Raw genomic sequence first — 19107 nt, 5'->3', positions numbered from 1 at the left:
GATCCGCGTAGGACGCAAGGAGATTCGGGCCGCGAACTGCAACTTGAAATGTCCAAGGCTATGCTTTGACAAACCACCGAGGACGCAACAATGAGCACGCAACCCCCGCCACCCGGCCCCTCGCCCGAAGCACTCGAACGCATGCTGGCCGCGGGCCGCGACGGCGCGCTGCTGCGCATGAGCCTGGCGCTGGCCCATCACCGGCGCGACGATCCCCACACTGCGCTGATACACCTCGGGAAGGCACTGGCCCTCGACGCGGACTTCACCGCGGCACACCGCCTGCAAGGCTTGATTGCACTGGAACTCGGCGATGCCGAGCAGGCCGAGGCGGCCTTCGCCCGGGGCCTGGAGGTGGCGCAGCGGCGCGGTGAACTGCAGCTGGTCAAGGAGCTGACCGTGCGGCTGCGCAGGCTGCGGCCCGCAGCGCCTTGCGCGAGCTAGATCATCGAGTCTTCGTATGCCATGGCGGTGGTCGACGACGCGCTGCAAGCCTTGATGTCGACGGCCTACGTGTTCGCTGAGAACTTGCGTACTCAAGCGTCGCACGGATGGCAGGTTCTTCCGCCTCGCCCTAGGATGCAGCATCGGCGCGCCGCAGTTCGGTGCGCCACGCTCACGCAATCAAGACAGGAAAAGAACACATGTCTTCCACCGAAGTCGTCCTGCCCGAACAGCTTTTGATCGCCATCGCGGCCCAGAGCCGCATGCCGATTGCCCGGATCGGCGAAGCGCTGACATCGCTGGGCATGGTCAGCCAGGACCAGCTGCGCGAAGGCCTGACACAGCAGCAACGCGCACCCAACGTGCCGCTGGGCGAGACGCTGGTGCGCATGGGCATCGTCACCCAGGGCCAGTTGCAGACCGCGCTGGTGCGCAAGATGGGCTACCCGCTGGTGAACCTGCAGTTGTTCCCGCCCGCGGCCGACGCCCTTCGCAAGGTCGGCCACAGCGTCGCGCGGCGCCTGCAGGTCATGCCGCTGATGATGCACGAGGGCCGCATCATCGTGGCCATCGACGATCCGATCAGCCGGCACTCGGCGCTCGACGAGATCGAGTTCATCGCGCAGGCGAAGGTGATTCCCGTCATCGGCCAATGCCTGGACCTCGACACCGTGCTGCACACGGCCTACGAGAAGATCGGCGAGCCCGCTGTCGGCGTCGGGGGCGCCTTTGCGGCCAACCTCGACCCCATGCGGCCGCTGGAGTTCGACATGGCCGGCACCACCGAACTGCTGCAGACCCTGGAGCGCGAAGGTCCCGCGGCCGCCCCCACGGATGCGCCCATCGAGCAGTCGGACAACTCGCTGGTGCGCATGATCAACAGCATGATCCTGGAGGCGCACCGCGAGGGTGCCTCCGACATCCACATCGAAAGCTACCCGGGCCAGGAAAAGACCCGCATCCGCTTTCGCCGCGACGGCCTGCTCTACACCTACCTGGAGCTGCCACCGAGCTACCGCGCCGCCATCGTCGCGCGCATCAAGATCATGTGCGACCTGGACATCAGCGAAAAGCGCATGCCGCAGGACGGCAAGATCAACTTCGCGAAGTACTCGCCGCAGCACCGCATCGAGCTGCGCGTGGCGACCATTCCCACCAACAACGGGCTCGAAGACGTGGTGATGCGCATCCTGGCATCGGCCAAGCCCATTCCCATGAGCCAGCTGGGCCTGTCGCCGAACAACCTGGCGCAGCTGACCAAAGCCGTCGGGCGCCCCTACGGCATGGTGCTGTGCGTAGGTCCCACGGGCTCGGGCAAGACCACCACGCTGCACTCGGCGCTGATGCAGATCAACACGCCCGAACGAAAGATCTGGACGGCGGAAGACCCGGTCGAAATCACCCAGGCCGGCCTGCGGCAGGTGCAGATCAACCCGCGCATCGACTGGACTTTTGCCAAGGCGCTGCGGGCCTTCGTGCGCGCGGACCCCGACGTGATCATGGTCGGCGAGATCCGCGACGAGGAAACCGCCAAGACCGCCATCGAGGCCTCGCTCACCGGCCACCTCGTGCTGTCCACGCTGCACACCAACAGCGCCCCGGAAACCGTGACCCGGCTGCTGGACATGGGCATGGACCCGTTCAACTTCGCGGACTCCCTGCTCGCGGTGCTGGCCCAGCGGCTGGTGCGCCGCCTGTGCACGCGCTGCACCACCCCCTCCCCCGCGAGCGCGGAGGCCGTCGAGGAACTGCTGGACGACTACATGCATGCCTTCGGCCCGCAGGAAAAGACGCCGGCCCACCGCCAGGCCGTTCACGACGACTGGCTGCGCCGCTACGGCCACGACGGCAAGCTGCACAGCCACGCCAGCACCGGCTGCAAGCACTGCGGCAACACCGGCTTCAAGGGACGCGTGGGCATCCACGAGCTGATGGTGATGTCCAGCACGCTGCGCCGCCTGGTGCAGACCGGCGCACGCGCGGAAGAGCTGCAGCTGGCCGCGCTGCAGGAAGGCATGCGCACCTTGCGCCAGGACGGCATCGAGAAAGTGCTGGCCGGGCACACCAGCATCGAGGAAGTGCGCGCGACCAGCAACGTGTGAACGCGCGGCCCGGCGGCCCTGCACCTACAGCTCGTTCAACGGAATGAACGGCGCCACCAGCCGCAGCTTGAAGCGCTGCCACGCCGTGGTCTCGGGCGGCACGTCGTAGACGGTTTCCTTGCCGTCGTTGTCCTGCTCGATCCATTCGACGTTCTTGCCGCCGGCGTCCAGCCGCAGGCGGTAGGAGCTGCCCGCGTCCGCGAAGCTGTCCAGCTGGCGGGCCATCTCGGCACTGTCGATGATCAGGCCCAGCTCGGTGTTCAGCCGCGCCGAGCGGGGGTCGAGATTCATCGAGCCCAGGAACACCTGCTTGCGGTCGACGATGCCGTTCTTCATGTGCAGCGCGCCGGTGCGATGGCCGAAGATGCCGAACTTGCCGCGCTTCACGCTCAAGGTGGGGCTCAGCTCGTAGATGCCCACGCCGGCCTTGAGCAGTTCATGGATGTGCGGCCAGTAGCCCACGTACACCCAGGGTTCGTCGGTCGATGCCAGCGAATTGGTGAGCAGCGTGACGCTCACGCCCTCGGCCTGCGCGCCGGCCAGGCTGGCCACCGAGGCGTCGGACGGCACGAAGTACGGCGACACCATCTTGATGCTGCTGCGCGCCGTGCGGAACCAGCGGATCACGCCTTCCGTGACGGTGCCCTTGAGCGAGTTCTCGCGCTCGTTCAGGCCCAGCGTCTTGCTGAGCGGATCGAACAGCACCCGTGCGTCGGCCCACAGCAGCGAGCTGAGCGCACGGTCGGCCAGCTCGAAGGGCAGGTTCATCATGGGCACGAGGTCCAGCGGCAACTCGACGGGTTCGTCGGGCTGCGGGTCGTGGATCTTGCCGTCCGCCGGAATGCGCGGCGCCTGCGGAGGCCTGGCGTCGGCGACGCGCGTGTCGAACTTCTGCCGCAGCTGCGCCTGCGTGAGCGAGGTGCCGGCGATGCGCCCCACGGGGTAGACGACCTCGCTGTTCCAGTAGTGGTCGAACTCGCTCGACAGGTCGCGCACCACCGGGCCGGCCGCGAACACGTCCATGTCGACGAAGTTGCTGCCCGCTGCATTCATCACGTACTCGTCGGCCATGTTGCGCCCGCCCGCCACGGCGGCGGCGTTGTCCGCCACGAAAAGCTTGTTGTGCATGCGCCGGTTGACGCGGGCAAAGTCGAAGCCCGAACTGACGAAGCGCGTGACATCGCTGCCCCGCCCTGCCGGAAAAGGATTAAACAGGCGCACCTGCACGTTCGGGTAGCTGGCGAGCGCGAGCAGCAGGTCGTCCTCGCCGGTGGTGTAGAGGTCGTCGACCAGCAGGCGCACACGCACGCCGCGCAGCGCCGCGTCGCGCAGCGCGCCCACCAGGGCGCGGCCGGTGTTGTCGCCGGCCAGCAGGTAGTACTGCACGTCGAGGCTGCGCGTGGCGAGCCGGGCCAGTTCCATGCGGGTCGCGAAAGAGGTGGGGCCGTAAGGCAGCAGGCGAAAGCCCGAGCGGCCGTCGGGCGGAAGCACCTTCTGCGTGAGGGTGCCCAACGGGGTGGCCTGGAAATCGGTGATGGCGCCGACGGGCTGCGTCGGCACCTGCGGCGGCAGGCTGGCGCATGCAGTCATCCACATCGAAAGAACCAGCAGGCACGCCGCAAGCAGCGGGCGGCCCAACATGTGGGCGCGAAAGGCGCCCTGCCGATCGCGGCGCGATGCATCGGCCCAGCATGCTGTCGTCATTTTTTTCCTGCTCTCGTCTCGGTTGGCGCGCCCACCCGCGAGGGGATGATCGGGCCGCGCGCATGACGCGAGCCTGACGGTGCCGGGCGGCCGCGTCAATCGTTGCGTTCGGGGCACGTTCGGAGCCGACCGGGTGCAAACCGTGCGGGTCGCGGGGTCCGACAATCGGATGCCCGATGCCCCGCAGGGAATTTTCCATGCCGGCACGCCGGTGCGCGACGATAGACGACCCATGACGAACTCCGCCCCCTCCACGCCCGCACTCATCGACACCTGCACCCAGGCCTCGCTCGTCCTGCTGGAAAGCAACCTGACACCGCACGGCATCCTGGCCGCCAGCCGCACCGAGGCGGCTGTCGCGCGGCGCTACACGCGCATCTTCGGGCGCGACGCCGCCATCTGCGTGATGGCCATGTGCGGCAGCGGCGTGCCCGCGCTGGAGCAAGGCGCGGTGGCCAGCCTCGACGCGCTCGCGGCGCAGCAGGCGGCCAACGGGCAGATTCCCAAGTACGTCGACCCCGAAGGCCAGGACGCCGACTTCTGGTACCTGGGCTGCATCGACGCCACCTTGTGGTGGCTGATTGCGGTGGACCATGTGCGCCGGCACGGCAGCGTCGGCGCATCGCACTGGCAGGAAGAGGCCGCGCGCGCCATCCAATGGCTGCAGGCGCAGGAGCACCAGCACTTCCGCCTGCTGCAGCAGAACGAGGCCAGCGACTGGGCCGACATCATGCCGCGCTCGGGTTACGTGCTGTACAGCAACGCGCTCTGGTACGACGTGAAGCGCCGCTTCGCGCTCGACCATGCAGAAGAGACCCAGCACCACTTCAACCACCTGTTCAACCCGTTCCAGCGCGACCTGCCCGAGTACCACCGCGCGCGGCTGCTGCGGCACTACGCGCGGCGCGGCCGGCGCGACCCCGGGCTGTACCTGAGCTTCGTCAACCTCGCGGTCGTCGGCGACGAAGGCGATGTGTTCGGCAACGTGCTCGCCATACAGAGCGGCCTGGCCGACACGGAGATGGCGCACCGCATCGTGCAGACCGTCAACGCGGCGCGTGCGTGCGCCCCCTACCCGGTGCGCGTGGTGCTGCATCCGCTGTCGCAGCAGCACGAACTGTGGCGCGCCTACATGGGGCGCCACCAGCAGAACATCGTGCACCAGTACCACAACGGCGGGATCTGGCCGTTCGTCGGCGGGTTCTGGGTGATGGCGCTGGCACGGTTGGGCCTGCACGAACAGGCATGGACCGAGCTCGAGCGGCTGGCGCAGGCGAACGCGCTGGACGGCTGGCGCTTCACGGAGTGGTTCCATGGGCGCACGCTGGCGCCGATGGGAATGGCGGGGCAAAGCTGGAATGCGGCGACGTTCCTGCTGGCGAAGCGGGCGTTGGAAGGGGACGGGGTGGCCTGGTGACGCCGGGCCTTGCAGGCCGGCGTGCACAATCTGCGGCATCTCGACCCTGACGCCATGCGAATCCACGAACTGAAACGACGCCTGCGGGAAGCCGGCGCAGGCCCCAGCCATGAACAGCGGATCTTGCGGCTGTGGTCACATGCGCTGCCCCGCGACAGCGGCAGGCGCCTGCCGGCGAGCTTTTTCCCGTCGTCGCTGATGGAGGCGCTGCCCGCCATCGAAGCCGAGCTCGCGGGGCTGGCGCGCATTCACGCCGTGCACCCTGGCGCCGACGGTTCCGAGCGGCTGCTCGTTGCCCTGGCGGACGGCCAGACCGTGGAAAGCGTGCTGCTGCCCCGCGACGGCCTGTGCGTGTCGTCGCAGGTGGGCTGCGCCGTCGGATGCCGGTTCTGCATGACGGGCCGGGAGGGCTTGCTGCGCCAGGTGGGCAGCGCCGAAATCATCGCCCAGGTCGCGCTCGCGCGCATGCGCCGTCCGGTGCGCAAGGTGGTGTTCATGGGCATGGGTGAGCCGGCCCACAACCTGGACAACGTGATCGAGGCGATCGACCTGCTCGGCACGGTGGGCAACATCGGCCACAAGAACCTGGTGTTCTCCACCGTGGGCGACCCGCGGGTGTTCGACAGGCTGCTGCAGGAGCGCGTGCGGCCCGCGCTGGCACTCTCGCTGCACACGACGAAGGCCGACCTGCGCAAGGACCTCCTGCCCCGCGCCCCGAACATGACGCCCGAAGAGCTGGTCGACGCGGGCGAGCGCTATGCGCGCGCCACCGGCTACCCGATTCAGTACCAGTGGACGCTGCTGGAAGGCGTGAACGACGGGCCCGAGGAGATCGAAGGCATCGTCCGGCTGCTGTCGGGCAAGTACGGCGTGCTGAACCTGATTCCCTTCAACGCGGTGGACGGCGTGACGTTCAGCCGGCCGTCATGGGAGCGCTGCGAACAGGTGGCGCGCACGCTGCACGAGCGGGGCATCCTGACGAAGCTGCGCAATTCGGCGGGGCAGGACGTCGATGGCGGCTGCGGCCAGTTGAGGGCGCGGGCGGCCGAAGTGCAGGTGATGTTTCGAAGGGGCTGAGGCCGTCACCGGAGAAATCGAATGAATTCCACAGCTTCACGCCCTGCGCCACGCAAGGGTCTTCATCCATGACATTGCAGAAGAAGGGCAAGTACTGGTACGGCACCACACCCGAGGACATCGAGGCTCAACTCGTCGCCTACAGCACGCGCAACAGGTACGAGGCCGTCAGGTTCTCCCGGTCTGCATGCGCATGCGGACAGCGTTCGTTCCAGCTCGAAACCGATGAGGACGCAGGCGCGGCCAGGCGAACCTGTGTTCGCTGCGGCGCCGTTCATCTCATGGGAGACAGCGACGAATACGCGAGCGAAGCGGAGTTCGAAAGGCATTCGTGCATCTGCGACGCGGAGGCATTCGAACTCTTGTCGGGTGTCGCCTTGTACGCGGACAGCAACGACGTTCGTTGGTACTACATCGGCTGCAGGTGCACAAGCTGCCAGCTGGTCGGTGTATTCGCAGATTGGAAATGCGAGGCTGGAGACGCAGACGCGTTCCTGCGCAAGACCTGAGCAGGCAGCAGCGACCGGGGATGCGGCAACAGGCTCGTCACGGCGGACGTGGCCACCCAACGATCATGGCCGGATTCGATTCTCAGGATGGCTCAGGCACTCAAAGTGCATCCCACACCTGAATCAGCCCCACCAGGTGGACGACGCCGAATGCCAGGCAAACCACCGAACTCCAGACCCAGAAGGCAGTGAGCCGCCGCCGGTCGAAGACGAACAACGCCAGCGCCACGAGCCCCCGCAGCAGGTACACCGCCGTGATCGCAGGCAGCACGAGCGCCAGCAATGGCAGCGGCTGCAGCACCCCAGCCCCTGAAAGCGCATACGCCGACCAGACGCCGAGCACGCACGCGATCAGCAGCGTGACGATCGGCGGATACAGATGCCCCGCGGCCGCGCCTGCAGCCATGCGTTCCCCAGCCCCGAAGAACCGGTACCAGGCGGGCCCGCCAAAGATGATGCAGATGTGCAGCAGCGCCGCGATGGCACTGAGCACGGCCCCGGCGATCAAGGGAATGTTGCAGGACACAAGGAATCTTTCAAAAACACGCGAGCGGCCGCAGCACCCGCACCGTGTCGCGCGTCGGCCCGAAGGCGCCGTAGCGCACGCCAAGGCCGCTGAGGGCTTCGACACGTTCAATCCATTCCTGCGGCGTGCCGACGGTGCCCGGCTCGTACAGGGGCTGGGCGGTGTACAGCCGTTGCGTCAGGGCTTGCTGGTGTTCGAGATCAGGCACCTCGCTGCAACGCAACGCGTTCATGCGCGAGCCGTCGGCACCGCGATACCCTGCGCACCATCGCAGGCCCGCACCCTCGACAGCATCGAGATGGCTCGCCACCAGCCCATCGAGTTTCCCCACGGCCTCCAGCGCATAGCGCAGCAGCACCGCATCGGGATGCCCGCGCCGGAACACGCCCTGCCAGCCTTCGTCGGCGTTGTGCGGCTCGGCCAGGAGAGCGTCCAGCGCATGGTCATGCGTGGGCAGCGGGCCGGCGCCGTGCCGGGTGAGGTAGCTGCGCAGCACGCCCAGGTGCTGCACGCGCGCGCCGACGCCTACATCGCGCAGCACCGCCTCGACAGCGCCAGTCGACACCGTGCTCCAGGTCGTGTGGGGATGAAAACCGCGCCACTCGTCGAGCAGCACACCCTGAGCGCCTTCGAACACCACGGTGCCCGGACGCGCGAGCCGTTCGGCGACACGGTCCGCGCCAGCGGGCGGCGATTGCGCCAGGCACGGCGCCACGGCGTCGAGCCAGCGCTGCGCGAGCGAGTCGTCACGCAGCATGGCGAGTTCTTGCGCGGCATCCCCATGCAAAGAGGCTGCAGCCGCAAACTCGCGCAGCAGCGCGGTGCGCGAGGCCTCCAGTTTCTCGAGCGCGCGAGCGGGGTGAAGCAGATCGCCGTAGCGCAGCGCTTCATCCGGCGAGGCGAGCGCGTGCCGCACCGTCTCGCCGACGCCCACGCCGCAGCTGCCGTGCGCGCCCTCCCCCCGCGTCCATTCACGCAGCCGGCCCGCGGCCTGGTGGAACGGCGTGGTCACGCGGCAACGCGCGTCGACCAGCAGGCGCGAGAAGGCGTCTTGCACACCCACCCTGCGCAACGCCGCCTCCTCGACGCGCAGCGCCGTGGGATGCACCACCACCGCACTCGCCAGCAAAGTGCCCACGCCCGCATGGAAACTGCCGGCGCCGAACTGCGAGAAGGTGTGGTGCCGGCCATCGGCCAGCACCACGTTGTGCCCGGCCTGCGCGCCGCCGTTGAAGCGCACCACGGTGTGGGCCTGCAACGCGCCGCACAGGTGGTCGGTGAAGCGCCCCTTGCCGCAGTCGCCGAAGCCCAAGCCCAGCAGCGAGACGTAGTGCGTGGCCCCTGCGGCGGCGGCGGTCACCCGGCGGTCACCCGACCCTCAGCCGAACAGGCGCTTCCACCACGACGAGCGCGGGTTCGCGGCCGCCGTGGCCACGGCCGGCGGCGCGCGGCGCGATGCGCCGGGGTCGAGCAGCGCCGCGTAGGCGTCCAGCGCGTGCAGCACGCCGCCTACGCGTTCCTTGGCCATGCCGGTGCCGCTCATCACGCCGGCCAGCGCCTCGAGGCTGGGCACGGCCTTCTCGGTGAGGGCGACGATGCCGGCGGCCACGGCGCAGGCGTCGTCGGGCGAGTCCATGCAGATGACGTGATCGCCCAGCAGCTCGCGCCAGCGCCCCTCGCAGCGGCGGCGGCGCTGGGCGTCGGGAATCAGGAAGAACAGGTTCGTGGTCTCGGCCGCGGCGGCGATGACCTCTTCGATGGGAATGTCCTCGTCGAGCTTCTCGCCGATCAGGCCTTCGATCTGGTGGCGCGAGACGGCGGGGTACGGCAGCTCGTCGCCGGTCACGAACAGGTAGCCGCGCTTCTTGCGCTTGACCCAGCAGTCCATGTCGGTGTGCTGCGCCATGACGTAGAAGGCCAGCTCGTAGCTTTCTTCGCCGCTCCCGCCACCGCCGCCTTCGAGGTAGCTCCAGGTGAGCCACTGGTCCATGAGGTTGGCGGTCGATTCGAACTGGCCGACCTGCAGCGGCGCGCCGTCGGAGGTGGCGTCGCCGATGGCCATGAACATGAGCTGCGGGTCGGGCACGCCACAGTCGGTCAGCAGCTTCATGAAGTTGGGCAGCTCGCGGCGCGCCAGGGTCTGCGGAATGTCGCCCATGGAGCCGGTGACGTCGAGGGCGAACACGATGCCCAGCGAATTGGGGTGGTCGGCGTTGTCGCGCGACTCGCGCACCTTGAGCCCGTGCGGGTTCATCAGCGGGTGCGTCGAGCGTTGCGTGAAGACTTCGGCGCCGGGCTTGGCGGCGCGGTCGGCAATCAGCGCCGTGTGTGCGGCATGCGAGTAGTTTCCATAGCCCATGAATGACCTCCTTGGTGACTGTTGTTCAGGCGCCGGCGCGCGGCGCGGGATCGAAAGGCACGAACCTCGACGGCCCGAAGGCTTCGCGCGAGGCGGCCGAAAGCGCTTGCTCGATGCCCTGCGCGCCCAGGCGCTCGCAGGTGGCGGCGTCTTCGCTGCATTGGCGCAGCAAGGTCGCGAGCGGTGCCGGGGTGTGGGCGCCGAAGCCGGGCTCGCCGGCCCCTGCCTCATGCAGGCCATGCAGCACGGCGCGCACGGTCCAGGCGGCCTGCATCAGGTCGCGCGCGACGGCGGCGGTGTGGGCCGGCCCGGTGGCCTGCTGCGCGCGCGACCAGCCGATGAGCAGCACGCCGTGGTCGCGCGGATGCACGAGCGCATGCGCGGGCGACAGGTCGCGATGCGTCCAGCCCGTGCCGTGCACGAAGGCCAGCACCTCGAGCATGCGGCGCCAGAGCCACACGGCGTGGCGCGGGTCGATGCCTCGGGCGTTGGCTTGCTGCACGTCCTGCAGGCTGCCCCAGAAACCGGTCGGGTGGCGCAGCACCAGCGCCTGGCGGGCGCCGTCGCCCAGGCCTTCGGCGAGGCCCGTGCCCAGCGGTTGCGGCAAGCGACGTGTGAAGTAGGCCGCGCCTGCGATCGACAGGTCTTGCAGGGCCTGCAGCACGGCGGCCTCGCGCAGCAGCACCTGGTTGGCTGCGGAGTCACGCGCCAGTTTCAGCGTGACGCGCTCGGGCAGTGCGCCGAGCCGTTCGGCCAGCAGCACCTCGCTGTGCTCGCCGGTGGCCAGCGGCGCCAGCACGCGGTAGCGCGCACCGCGCCAGGTGAGGATGCGTCCGCCCGGCACGTCGGCGTTGGCCCGCCGCAGCGCGGCGCGGAAGCTCTCGCGTTCGACGGTTTCCGTGCCGCGCACGATGGTGGCGCCGCAGTAGCTGCAGTCGACCGTGCGCCAACGTGCGGCACGCGGCAACGGCGCGGAGCATTGGGGGCAGCTGAGTGCGAGCAGCGACAGCATCCGGCCGTGCCCTACGCGTCCCTTAGCGCCGCCGGGTCGGGCGATGCCCGCACACGGTCGATGCGGCGGCCTTCGAGCTCGACGATCTCGAAGCACCAGCCGGCGCAGTCGATCAGCTCGCCCACTTCCGGCAGGTGGCCCGAGACGGACATCAGCAGCCCGGCCACGGTGTTGTAGCGCCCGCGCTCTTCCTCGGGCAGCTCGCGAATGCCCAGGCGCGCGCGCAACTCCGACACGGGCATGAGGCCGTCGAGCTCCCACACGCCGTCGGGCCGCTCGCGGGCCCAGGCGTCGGTCTGCATGCCGGGCTGCAGCTCGCCGGTGATGGCTTCGAGCAGGTCGCGCGGGGTCATCAGGCCCTGCACCACGCCGTATTCGTCGACCACGAACACCAGCCGGCCGGCGCGCTCGCGAAACTGCTCCAGCAGTTCCATGCCGGTGAGGGTTTCGGGCACGAACACCGCGGGCAAGGCCTCCGGGCCCAGCGCGCCGGGGTGCGCGGACCCCAGGCGCAGCAGGTGAGCCACGCTGATGACGCCGACCACGTCGTCGAGCGAGTTGCGGCACACCGGGTACCAGGAATGCACGAGGTTGAGCGCGGCGGCGTCGGCCACCTTCTGCAGCGCCTGTGGCACGGTGAACGAGGCGTCGAGCCATTCGATGTCGGCGCGCGGGATCATCAGCGACGACAGCCGCCTGTCATCCAGGTGAAACACGTTGCGCACCATCTGGTGCTCGTGGTGCTCGATGACGCCGGCGTCCACGCCTTCTTCCAGGCTGGCCGAGATTTCTTCTTCCGTGACGTGGCGCGCCGCGTTGGCGTCGATGCGCAGCACCTTCAGCATGGTGGCCGTGGCGCCCGCGAGCAGCCACACGAAGGGCTTGGCGGCCTTGGCCAGCCCGCGCATGGGGCGCGACACCCAGCGCGCCACCGGCTCGGGATAAAGCTGGCCGATGCGCTTGGGCACCAGCTCGCCGAAGATGATGGTGAAGAAGGTGATGCAGGTGACCACGCACGCGGTGGACACCACGCTGGCGGTGCCGGCGCCCATGCCCACGCTTTCCATCCACACGGCCAGCGGCGCGGCGAAGGCGGCCTCGCCGACGATGCCGCTCAGCATGCCGATGGAGGTGATGCCGATCTGCACCGTCGAGAGGAATTGCGTGGGCGACTCCATCAGCTTCAGCGCGGCCACCGCGCCGGTGTCTCCCGTTTCGGCCAAGGCCGCGAGACGTGCGCGCCGGCTGGTGGAAAGGGCCATTTCGGACATTGCGAACAACGCGTTCAGCGTGGTCAACAAGGCCAGGAGGAGAACATCCATGAACTGAGGGAGAGAATGAAGGAATGTCACTTTACTTGATTGGCGACCTGCAGGGCTGCGACGCCCCCCTCGCGCGGCTGCTGCAAAAGATCGATTTCTCCCCCAGCCGGGACACCTTCGTGCTGCTGGGCGACCTGGTGAACCGGGGCCCCGATTCGCTCGCGGTGCTGCGCCGCGTGCAGGGCTACGGCGCCTCCGCGCTGAGCCTGCTGGGCAACCACGACCTGCACCTGCTGGGCGTGGCGCACGGCGCGCGCAAGGCTGGGCGCAAGGACACGCTGGGCGAACTGCTGGCCGCGCCCGACAGCGAGGCGCTGCTCGACTGGGTGCGCCAGCAGCACATGGCGCTGCACATGCGCATCGGCACCGGCGACCTGCTGATGGTGCATGCGGGCGTGCTGCCGCAGTGGACGGTGAGCGACACGCTGGTGCGGGCCTCCGAAGTCGAGTCGGTGCTGCGCGGCCCGGCGCTGGGCGAATTCCTGATGACGATGTACGGCAACGAACCCGCGCAGTGGCAAGACAGCCTCACGGGCAGCGCCCGGCTGCGCGCCATCGTCAATGCGCTGACGCGGCTGCGCTTCTGCACGGCCGACGGCGTGATGGAGTTCGAGGCCAAGGACAGCGCCGCCACGGCGCCCGAGGGCTACATGCCCTGGTTCGACGTGCCGGGGCGCAAGACGCGCAAGGCCACGGTCGCCTTCGGCCACTGGTCGACGCTGGGCTGGCTCTCGCGGCCCGACCTGCTCTCGACCGACACGGGCTGCGTGTGGGGCGGCTGCCTGAGCGCGGTGCGCATCGGCGCGACGCTGGACGAGCGCGAGCTGATCCAGGTCGAGTGCGAGCAGGCGCAGAAGCCGGGCAAGACCGGCTGAAAGGCCTCAGAACGCCTGCGTCACCAGCCCGTACACGGTGCGCACGCCGCTCACGTAGTTGCCCATGCGCAGGTTCTCGTTGGCCGCGTGCTGGTTGTTGTCGGCGTTCACCAGCGGAATGATCGCAAAGGGCACCGGCAGCACGCGAACGATCTCGGCGGTGGGCACCGTGCCGCCCATCATCCGGATGCGCACCGGCTCGGGCTGCGTGCCGAAAGTTGCGCCGAGCGCCTTGTAGGCCCACCGGCCCACGGGCGACTCGATCTGCGAGCCCGCCGCGTCGCCGCCTTCGCTCTGGTAGGAGAAGCTCGCGAGCTTGTCGTAGCGCGCGCGGTCCTCGTCGGTCGGCTCGCCCTTGACGAGGTGGTAGCCCTGGCGCTCGATGTGTTTCTGGATCAGCTGGCCGAGGTAGGCCGGATCGGAGTCGGGCGTGGTGCGCAGGTCCATCTCGGCCACGGCCTTGTCGGGCACGATGTTGGCCACCTTGTCGCCCACCGAAGCCGCGGCCATGCCGCGCACGTTCAGCGAGGGGTACTGCATCGCTTCCTGGTAGTTCGCACCGACCTTGTCGGTGCGCGCAATGCCCAGGCGGCGCTTGAGCGCGGCCTCGTCGTCGGGCACCGCGGCCATGATCTTGCGGTCGGCCTCGGCGATCTTCACGTGGTCGTAGTAGCCGGCCACCGTCACGCGGCCCTCGTCGTTCTTCATCGAGGCCAGCAGGTTGGCCAGGCGCTGGGCCGGGTTGGGCGCGTAGTTGCCGTAGTGCCCGCTGTGCAGCGGCACCTTGGCGCCGTACACGGTGAGCCGGGCCTCGGCCGCGCCGCGGTTGCCGAACACCAGCGTGGGCCGGTTGGTGGCGTGCATGGGGCCGTCGTGGATCACGATGGCGTCGCAGCGCAGCAGGTCGCGGTGCGCCTGCATCACCTTGCCGATCGAGGGCGAGCCCTTCTCTTCCTCGCTGTCGAGGATCACCTTGACGTTCACCGCCGGCTGGGCGCCCCCGGCCTTCAAGGCATCGATGGCGGCGAGCATCATCATGATCGGCCCCTTGTCGTCGGCGGAAGCGCGGCCGAACACGCGCCATTCGGGGTCGAGCGGGCCGCTGAAGAGCGGCGCCGAATCGATCTCCTCCCAGCCGCCGTTGGCCGCCTTGCGCTTGAGCACCGGCGTCCACGGGCTCTTCTGCGCCCACTGCGCGGGAATGACCGGCTGGCCGTCGAGGTGCATGTAGAACAGCACCGTCTTGCGCGCGGGGTCGCTGCCCGGGTACTCGGCATAGAGCATCGGCTTGCCGTCGTTGGGCAGTTGCTGCGTGGTGAAGCCGCGCTTGCGGAAGGCCTGCTCCAGCCACTCGACGTTCTTGCGGATGTCCTCCGGCGAGATGGCGTCGTTGGGCAGGGCCAGCAGCTCGAAGTACTCGCGGTAGGTGGCCTGCGCGTGGCGCTCGGCGTCGGCCGCGGAGAGTTCGCCCGCGCCGGCCGTGCCGGTCATGCAGGCGGCCACTGTCAGGGCCAGGGGGAGCAGCGCGAGCGGGCCGCGCGAGGTTCGGGGCTGTGAAAGCATGGGGCGGGGTCCACTTGGTAGGGTTTCGCGGCAGTCTAGGCAAACCCGAGCGTTTGAACAATTGCCGATTTTCAGCGCCACCTTTGCCTTTTTTGCAACGCAGCCTCCTTGTGCCCGGCGCCGTGGCATCCCCGGCTCAGGACGGCAGGCGGAACTTGTCCAGCGACATGCGCTGGCGGCCGTGCGCATCGAAGTTCCCGGGCGCGAGCCAGCGCTCGAAGGCGGTGCGCAGTGCGGGCCACTCGCTCGCGAGGATCGAGAACCAGGCGGTGTCGCGCGTGCGCCCCTTGTAGACCACCGCCTGCCGGAACCTGCCCTCGTACTGGAAGCCCAGCCGCAGTGCGGCGCGCTTGGAGGGCTCGTTGAAGTCGTCGCACTTCCATTCGTAGCGGCGGTAGCCCAGCGCGTCGAACGACAGCTTCATCAGCAGGTACTGCGCCTCGGTGGACACGGGCGTCTGCTTGAGGAGCGGCGAGAAATTGACGCTGCCCACTTCGATCACGCCATGGGTCGGGTCGATGCGCATCAGCGCCAGCGTGCCGACGGCACGGCCGCTCTGCTTGTCGACGACGGCGAAGTGCATCGGGTCGGTGCTCTGCGCGGCACGCTGCGCGTAGGCCCGGGTGCTTTCCAGGTCGGCGGGCCGCTCCACGCCCAGGTAGGTCCAGTCGCGGCCGTCGGGCGCCTGCGCATAGGCGGCATGCAGGTCGTCGGCGTGCCTGGCCGCGTCGAGCGGCTCCAGCGTGCAGAAGCGGCCCTCGACGTTCTGGCGCGGCGGCAGGGCGCGCGGCGTCCAATCGGGCACGTCGGGGCCGATGGACTGGCCGAATTCGTTGTGGCGGGCTGGCATGCGGGTGTCTTTCGGAAAAAATAGGGAGGCGGCAAGGCCGAAGCACGTAAAGTACCCGCAACGTGGCTCCAGCCAAAGTGCCACGACTGATTGATTTCATGGTGCCACGCCCTTCCCTTTCCCTCGCAGCGCTGCTCGAATCCCCGCTGCTGAAAGACCGCGACGCCGGCTCGATGCAGCGCCAGTTGCACGAGCGCCTCAAGCGCGCCATCCTCGACGGCAGCCTGGCCCCCGGCAGCCGCCTGCCCGGCTCGCGCGCGCTGGCCGAAGCGCTCGCCATCTCGCGCAACACCGTCACCGCGACCTACGAGCATCTGGCCGCCGAAGGCTATGTGCAGCCCGACCGCCAGGGCACGCGGGTGACCGAGCTCTCCTCGCCGGTGCCCAGGCGCGCGGACATGCCGGCCGGTGTGCCCGCCACGGCGCTGCGCCTCGCAAGGCTCCAGCCGAGCGCATCGCGTGCCGACATGGAGGCAGCGCTGCGCCCCGGCGTGCCCGCGCTGTCGCACTTTCCCCTGGCCGCCTGGCGCCGCGCGCTCGACCGGGCCGTGCGCAGCGCCGGCACGGCCGCGCTGGGCTACGGCGATCCGCTGGGCGAGCCGGCGCTGCGCGCGGCCATCGCGCGGCACCTGTCGGTGGCACGCGGCGTGCGCTGCGAGCCGCACCAGGTCGTCATTGCCGAAGGCGCGCAGGAGGCCATCACGCTGTGCGTGCGGCTGCTGTCGAACCCCGGCGACACCGGCTGGGTCGAAGACCCGGGCTACCGCGGCGTGAAGGCCGCCATGCATGCGGGCGACATGCGCGTGGTGCCGGTGCGGGTCGACGCCGAAGGCCTGTGCGCGAGTGCGCACGACTGGCGCAGGCACCCGCCCCGGCTCGTGTACACCACGCCTTCGCACCAGTACCCGGCCGGCTCGGTGCTGAGCATCGCGCGCCGGCTCGACCTGATCGCGCAGGCACGCGCGCACGGCGCGTGGATCATCGAGGACGACTACGACAGCGAGTTCCGCCACACAGGCGAGCCCATCGGCGCGATGCAGGGGCTGGTGGCCGATGCGCCCGTGCTCTACGTCGGCACCTTCAGCAAGACGATGTTCCCGTCGCTGCGGCTGGGCTTCCTGGTGCTGCCCGAACGGCTGGTGCCCAGCGTGCGCGTGCCGCTCGAAGAGATGCTGCGCGGCGGCCACCGCCACGAGCAGCTGGCCATGGCCGAGTTCATCGAGAGCGGGCAGTTCAGCCGGCACCTGGGCCGCATGCGGCGCCTGTACCGCGACCGGCAGCAGGCGCTGCGGCTCGCGCTGCAAAAGCACCTGAAGGTGCCGCACCAGATCGAAGGCGGCTACTGCGGGCTGCACCTGACCGTGCGGCTGCCCGCGCAGTTCGACGACCGGAAGATCGCCGCCGAGGCGCTGCGCCATCGCATCGCGCCCTCTGCGCTGTCGGGGTTCGCAATGCAGCCGCTGGCCACCGACAACGGGCTGGTGCTGGGCTATGGCAACACGTCGGCGGAGCTGTTCGAGCCGCTGGTGAAGCGCCTGTCGCAGCTGGCGCGCGCGTCGGGGCGAAGCTGATCGCTAACCGCGCGAGCTCGCCACATGGTCGCGCCGGAAGTTGCGCGGCGTGGTTCCCACCCATTGCCGGAACCGCCGGTTGAAGTAGGCCTCGTCCGTGAAGCCGCACTGGTGCGCGATCTCGCGCACCAGCAGCGAGGTCGACGACAGCAGCTCCTTCGCCCGTTCGATGCGCCGCTCCGTCACCAGGTCGGTGAAGGTGCGGTCGGTTTCCTTGCGCAGCAGGTTGGCCAGGTAGTTCGGCGAGAGGAAAGCGGCGGCGGCCGCATCGGTCAGCGACAACGGCCTGTCGAGGTTGTCGCGCACATAGCGCACCACGCGCTGCAACGCGTCGCGCTGCGAGGTCTTGCCGTTGTGCTGCAGCGAAAGCCGCATCAGCGCCTGCTCCTGGCGCATGCAGGCCAGGCCGATGATCTGCTGCACGATGCCGCGCATCGCGATCTTGGCGCCGAAGTTGCGCCCGGTGTTCAGCGCATGCAGCTCGTCGAGCCAGCCGCGGATGCGCGCGAAGTCGGCCTCGTCGAAGGCGAAGTCGACGTACTCCTGGAACAGGAAGGGTGCGAGGTCGGGATGCCGCGCGAGCGACACGTCGTCGAGGTCGAGCGCATCGACCTCGAGCTCGGGCCAGAGAAAGCGCTGGTCGAAGTTGACGATGCAGTACAGCGCCTCGGGCGGGTGCGGGATCACATGCACCCGGTACGGCAGCACGAAGCTCAGGTGGCGCGGCCCGAAGGGGCGCACCTCGCCGCCGATGGCCTGCTGCGAGCGGCCCTCGATGCCGACCTGGATCTGGAAGTACGCATGCCTGTGCGGCAGCGTGAGCTCGTTGCGCGCACCCTGGAAGCGAATGTCGAAGTCGAGATGGTCGGCACGCTCGTGCATGCCGTAGGTGCGAACGGACGTGGAGGGAGAGGGGCGCATCGGGGCTGGCGTGTCACTGGATCCGGCAGGCTGAAGCCCGCGAGGGTACGCCAACTTGCGGTCCGACAGCCCCAGCAGGGCCGATGCCGGGACCCTCATGGGGGGTCAGACGACCACGACCTCCAGCGCGCCGACGCCCGCCACCGTGCCGCGCATGCGGTCGCCGCGCTGCACGGCCGCCACGCCTGCAGGCGTGCCCGTGAAGATCAGGTCGCCGGGCTGCAGCGTGAACAGGGTCGACAGGTAGGCGATGGTGTCGGGCACGTTCCAGATCATGTCGGCCAGGTCGCCGACCTGGCGCTGGGCGCCGTTCACCTCGAGACGGATCTCTCCGGCCGCCGGGTGGCCGGCCTTGGCCACGGGCACCAGCTCGCCGCAGGGCGCGGAGCCGTCGAAGGCCTTGCCGGTGTCCCAGGGGCGGCCCATCTTCTTGGCCTCGCCCTGCAGGTCGCGACGCGTCATGTCCAGGCCCACGGCGTAGCCGTACACGTGTTCGAGCGCGGCCGACGCGGCAATGTCCGAGCCGCCGGTCTTCAGCGCCACCACGAGTTCGATTTCATGGTGCACGTCGTTCGACAGCGTGGGGTAGGCAAACTCGCCGCCGTCGGCCACGATGGCGCTGGCCGGCTTCATGAAGAAGAACGGCGGCTCGCGGTCGGGGTTGTGGCCCATCTCGCGGGCGTGCTCGGAGTAGTTGCGGCCCACGCAGAAGATGCGGTTGACCGGGAAGCGCGCGCGTTCGCCCTGGATGGGCAGCGAATGGACGGGCGCGGGGGAAATGGCGTAGAGGGTGTCGGTTGCAGAGGTCATGCAAGGACTCTAGCCACCGCCAACCCGCGCCCGGCGGACGCATCT

The 19107-nt window shown here is 69.2% G+C and carries 17 protein-coding genes; 7 read left to right on the top strand and 10 right to left on the bottom strand.

Annotation, left to right across the window (positions count from 1 at the left end):
- Positions 1-90: 90 nt before the first annotated feature.
- Both AC1DJH_RS25580 and AC1DJH_RS25575 read left to right on the top strand, forming a co-directional pair.
- Positions 91-444 carry a hypothetical protein gene (locus AC1DJH_RS25580; RefSeq protein WP_478187632.1) on the top strand — a complete coding sequence of 118 codons (354 nt, stop codon included), beginning with the start codon at positions 91-93 and terminating at the stop codon, positions 442-444.
- Positions 445-644: 200 nt separating this feature from the next.
- Positions 645-2546, top strand: a complete 1902-nt coding sequence (locus tag AC1DJH_RS25575) for a GspE/PulE family protein (protein WP_478187631.1) — start codon at positions 645-647, stop codon at positions 2544-2546.
- 24 nt (positions 2547-2570) lie between these two features.
- Here the strand turns inward: AC1DJH_RS25575 and AC1DJH_RS25570 are convergent, their stop codons facing one another.
- Positions 2571-4250 (bottom strand): phospholipase D family protein, encoded by a 1680-nt coding sequence (locus tag AC1DJH_RS25570; protein WP_478187630.1) that lies wholly within the window; start codon positions 4248-4250, stop codon positions 2571-2573.
- 232 nt (positions 4251-4482) lie between these two features.
- On the opposite strand from AC1DJH_RS25570, the gene AC1DJH_RS25565 reads away from it, so the two are divergent.
- The 3 genes from AC1DJH_RS25565 (at position 4483) to AC1DJH_RS25555 (ending at position 7253) form a co-directional block, all read left to right on the top strand.
- Positions 4483-5667, top strand: coding sequence for an amylo-alpha-1,6-glucosidase (locus tag AC1DJH_RS25565; RefSeq protein ID WP_478187629.1), 1185 nt, complete (start codon positions 4483-4485; stop codon positions 5665-5667).
- A 54-nt stretch (positions 5668-5721) separates the two neighbouring features.
- Entirely contained in the window at positions 5722-6744 is a 1023-nt protein-coding gene (locus AC1DJH_RS25560; RefSeq protein ID WP_472120009.1) for an RNA methyltransferase, read from the top strand.
- A gap of 68 nt (positions 6745-6812) precedes the next feature.
- Positions 6813-7253 (top strand): hypothetical protein, encoded by a 441-nt coding sequence (locus tag AC1DJH_RS25555; RefSeq protein WP_472120011.1) that lies wholly within the window; start codon positions 6813-6815, stop codon positions 7251-7253.
- Between the two features lie 100 nt (positions 7254-7353).
- Here the strand turns inward: AC1DJH_RS25555 and AC1DJH_RS25550 are convergent, their stop codons facing one another.
- The 5 genes from AC1DJH_RS25550 to AC1DJH_RS25530 are packed head-to-tail and all read right to left on the bottom strand — an operon-like array spanning position 7354 to position 12472.
- A complete protein-coding gene (locus tag AC1DJH_RS25550) occupies positions 7354-7761 on the bottom strand; it encodes a hypothetical protein (RefSeq protein WP_478187628.1) in 408 nt (135 codons plus the stop codon).
- Positions 7762-7789: 28 nt separating this feature from the next.
- Entirely contained in the window at positions 7790-9139 is a 1350-nt protein-coding gene (locus AC1DJH_RS25545) for an adenylosuccinate synthetase (protein WP_478187627.1), read from the bottom strand.
- Between the two features lie 18 nt (positions 9140-9157).
- Entirely contained in the window at positions 9158-10138 is a 981-nt protein-coding gene (locus AC1DJH_RS25540; protein ID WP_478187626.1) for a VWA domain-containing protein, read from the bottom strand.
- 25 nt (positions 10139-10163) lie between these two features.
- A complete protein-coding gene (locus AC1DJH_RS25535) occupies positions 10164-11150 on the bottom strand; it encodes a lipopolysaccharide kinase InaA family protein (protein WP_478187625.1) in 987 nt (328 codons plus the stop codon).
- 11 nt (positions 11151-11161) lie between these two features.
- Entirely contained in the window at positions 11162-12472 is a 1311-nt protein-coding gene (locus tag AC1DJH_RS25530; RefSeq protein WP_478187624.1) for a hemolysin family protein, read from the bottom strand.
- 23 nt (positions 12473-12495) lie between these two features.
- On the opposite strand from AC1DJH_RS25530, the gene AC1DJH_RS25525 reads away from it, so the two are divergent.
- A complete protein-coding gene (locus tag AC1DJH_RS25525) occupies positions 12496-13347 on the top strand; it encodes a symmetrical bis(5'-nucleosyl)-tetraphosphatase (protein ID WP_478187623.1) in 852 nt (283 codons plus the stop codon).
- A gap of 6 nt (positions 13348-13353) precedes the next feature.
- Here the strand turns inward: AC1DJH_RS25525 and AC1DJH_RS25520 are convergent, their stop codons facing one another.
- Together AC1DJH_RS25520 and AC1DJH_RS25515 are read right to left on the bottom strand one after the other, a co-directional pair.
- Positions 13354-14838 (bottom strand): M20/M25/M40 family metallo-hydrolase, encoded by a 1485-nt coding sequence (locus AC1DJH_RS25520; protein ID WP_478187669.1) that lies wholly within the window; start codon positions 14836-14838, stop codon positions 13354-13356.
- Between the two features lie 208 nt (positions 14839-15046).
- Complete coding sequence (locus tag AC1DJH_RS25515) at positions 15047-15760, bottom strand: GNAT family N-acetyltransferase (protein ID WP_478187622.1); 714 nt, start codon at positions 15758-15760, stop codon at positions 15047-15049.
- Positions 15761-15858: 98 nt separating this feature from the next.
- Here AC1DJH_RS25515 and pdxR point away from each other — a divergent pair, with 98 nt between their 5' ends.
- Positions 15859-17331, top strand: coding sequence for a MocR-like pyridoxine biosynthesis transcription factor PdxR (gene pdxR / locus AC1DJH_RS25510; RefSeq protein WP_478187621.1), 1473 nt, complete (start codon positions 15859-15861; stop codon positions 17329-17331).
- Between the two features lie 3 nt (positions 17332-17334).
- Here the strand turns inward: pdxR and AC1DJH_RS25505 are convergent, their stop codons facing one another.
- On the bottom strand, positions 17335-18252 hold the full coding sequence (locus AC1DJH_RS25505) for a helix-turn-helix transcriptional regulator (protein WP_478187620.1): 918 nt from the start codon (positions 18250-18252) through the stop codon (positions 17335-17337).
- A gap of 105 nt (positions 18253-18357) precedes the next feature.
- Positions 18358-19062 (bottom strand): fumarylacetoacetate hydrolase family protein, encoded by a 705-nt coding sequence (locus tag AC1DJH_RS25500; RefSeq protein ID WP_478187619.1) that lies wholly within the window; start codon positions 19060-19062, stop codon positions 18358-18360.
- Positions 19063-19107 lie beyond the last annotated feature (45 nt).

Source organism: Variovorax sp. 10N412 (assembly GCF_056394985.1).
The sequence above is the reverse complement of the archived record's forward strand: the minus strand, read 5'-3'. Positions and strand labels throughout refer to the sequence as shown.

Coding starts and splice junctions, on each gene's coding strand:
- AC1DJH_RS25540 (WP_478187626.1), bottom strand. CDS start 10,138: ATGGGCTATGGAAACTACTCGCATGCCGCACACACGGCGCTGATTGCC.
- AC1DJH_RS25500 (WP_478187619.1), bottom strand. CDS start 19,062: ATGACCTCTGCAACCGACACCCTCTACGCCATTTCCCCCGCGCCCGTC.
- AC1DJH_RS25560 (WP_472120009.1), top strand. CDS start 5,722: ATGCGAATCCACGAACTGAAACGACGCCTGCGGGAAGCCGGCGCAGGC.
- AC1DJH_RS25575 (WP_478187631.1), top strand. CDS start 645: ATGTCTTCCACCGAAGTCGTCCTGCCCGAACAGCTTTTGATCGCCATC.
- AC1DJH_RS25520 (WP_478187669.1), bottom strand. CDS start 14,838: ATGACCGGCACGGCCGGCGCGGGCGAACTCTCCGCGGCCGACGCCGAG.
- AC1DJH_RS25530 (WP_478187624.1), bottom strand. CDS start 12,472: ATGGATGTTCTCCTCCTGGCCTTGTTGACCACGCTGAACGCGTTGTTC.
- AC1DJH_RS25570 (WP_478187630.1), bottom strand. CDS start 4,250: ATGACGACAGCATGCTGGGCCGATGCATCGCGCCGCGATCGGCAGGGC.
- AC1DJH_RS25535 (WP_478187625.1), bottom strand. CDS start 11,150: ATGCTGTCGCTGCTCGCACTCAGCTGCCCCCAATGCTCCGCGCCGTTG.
- AC1DJH_RS25505 (WP_478187620.1), bottom strand. CDS start 18,252: ATGCGCCCCTCTCCCTCCACGTCCGTTCGCACCTACGGCATGCACGAG.
- AC1DJH_RS25555 (WP_472120011.1), top strand. CDS start 6,813: ATGACATTGCAGAAGAAGGGCAAGTACTGGTACGGCACCACACCCGAG.
- AC1DJH_RS25525 (WP_478187623.1), top strand. CDS start 12,496: ATGTCACTTTACTTGATTGGCGACCTGCAGGGCTGCGACGCCCCCCTC.
- AC1DJH_RS25565 (WP_478187629.1), top strand. CDS start 4,483: ATGACGAACTCCGCCCCCTCCACGCCCGCACTCATCGACACCTGCACC.
- AC1DJH_RS25515 (WP_478187622.1), bottom strand. CDS start 15,760: ATGCCAGCCCGCCACAACGAATTCGGCCAGTCCATCGGCCCCGACGTG.
- pdxR (WP_478187621.1), top strand. CDS start 15,859: ATGGTGCCACGCCCTTCCCTTTCCCTCGCAGCGCTGCTCGAATCCCCG.
- AC1DJH_RS25580 (WP_478187632.1), top strand. CDS start 91: ATGAGCACGCAACCCCCGCCACCCGGCCCCTCGCCCGAAGCACTCGAA.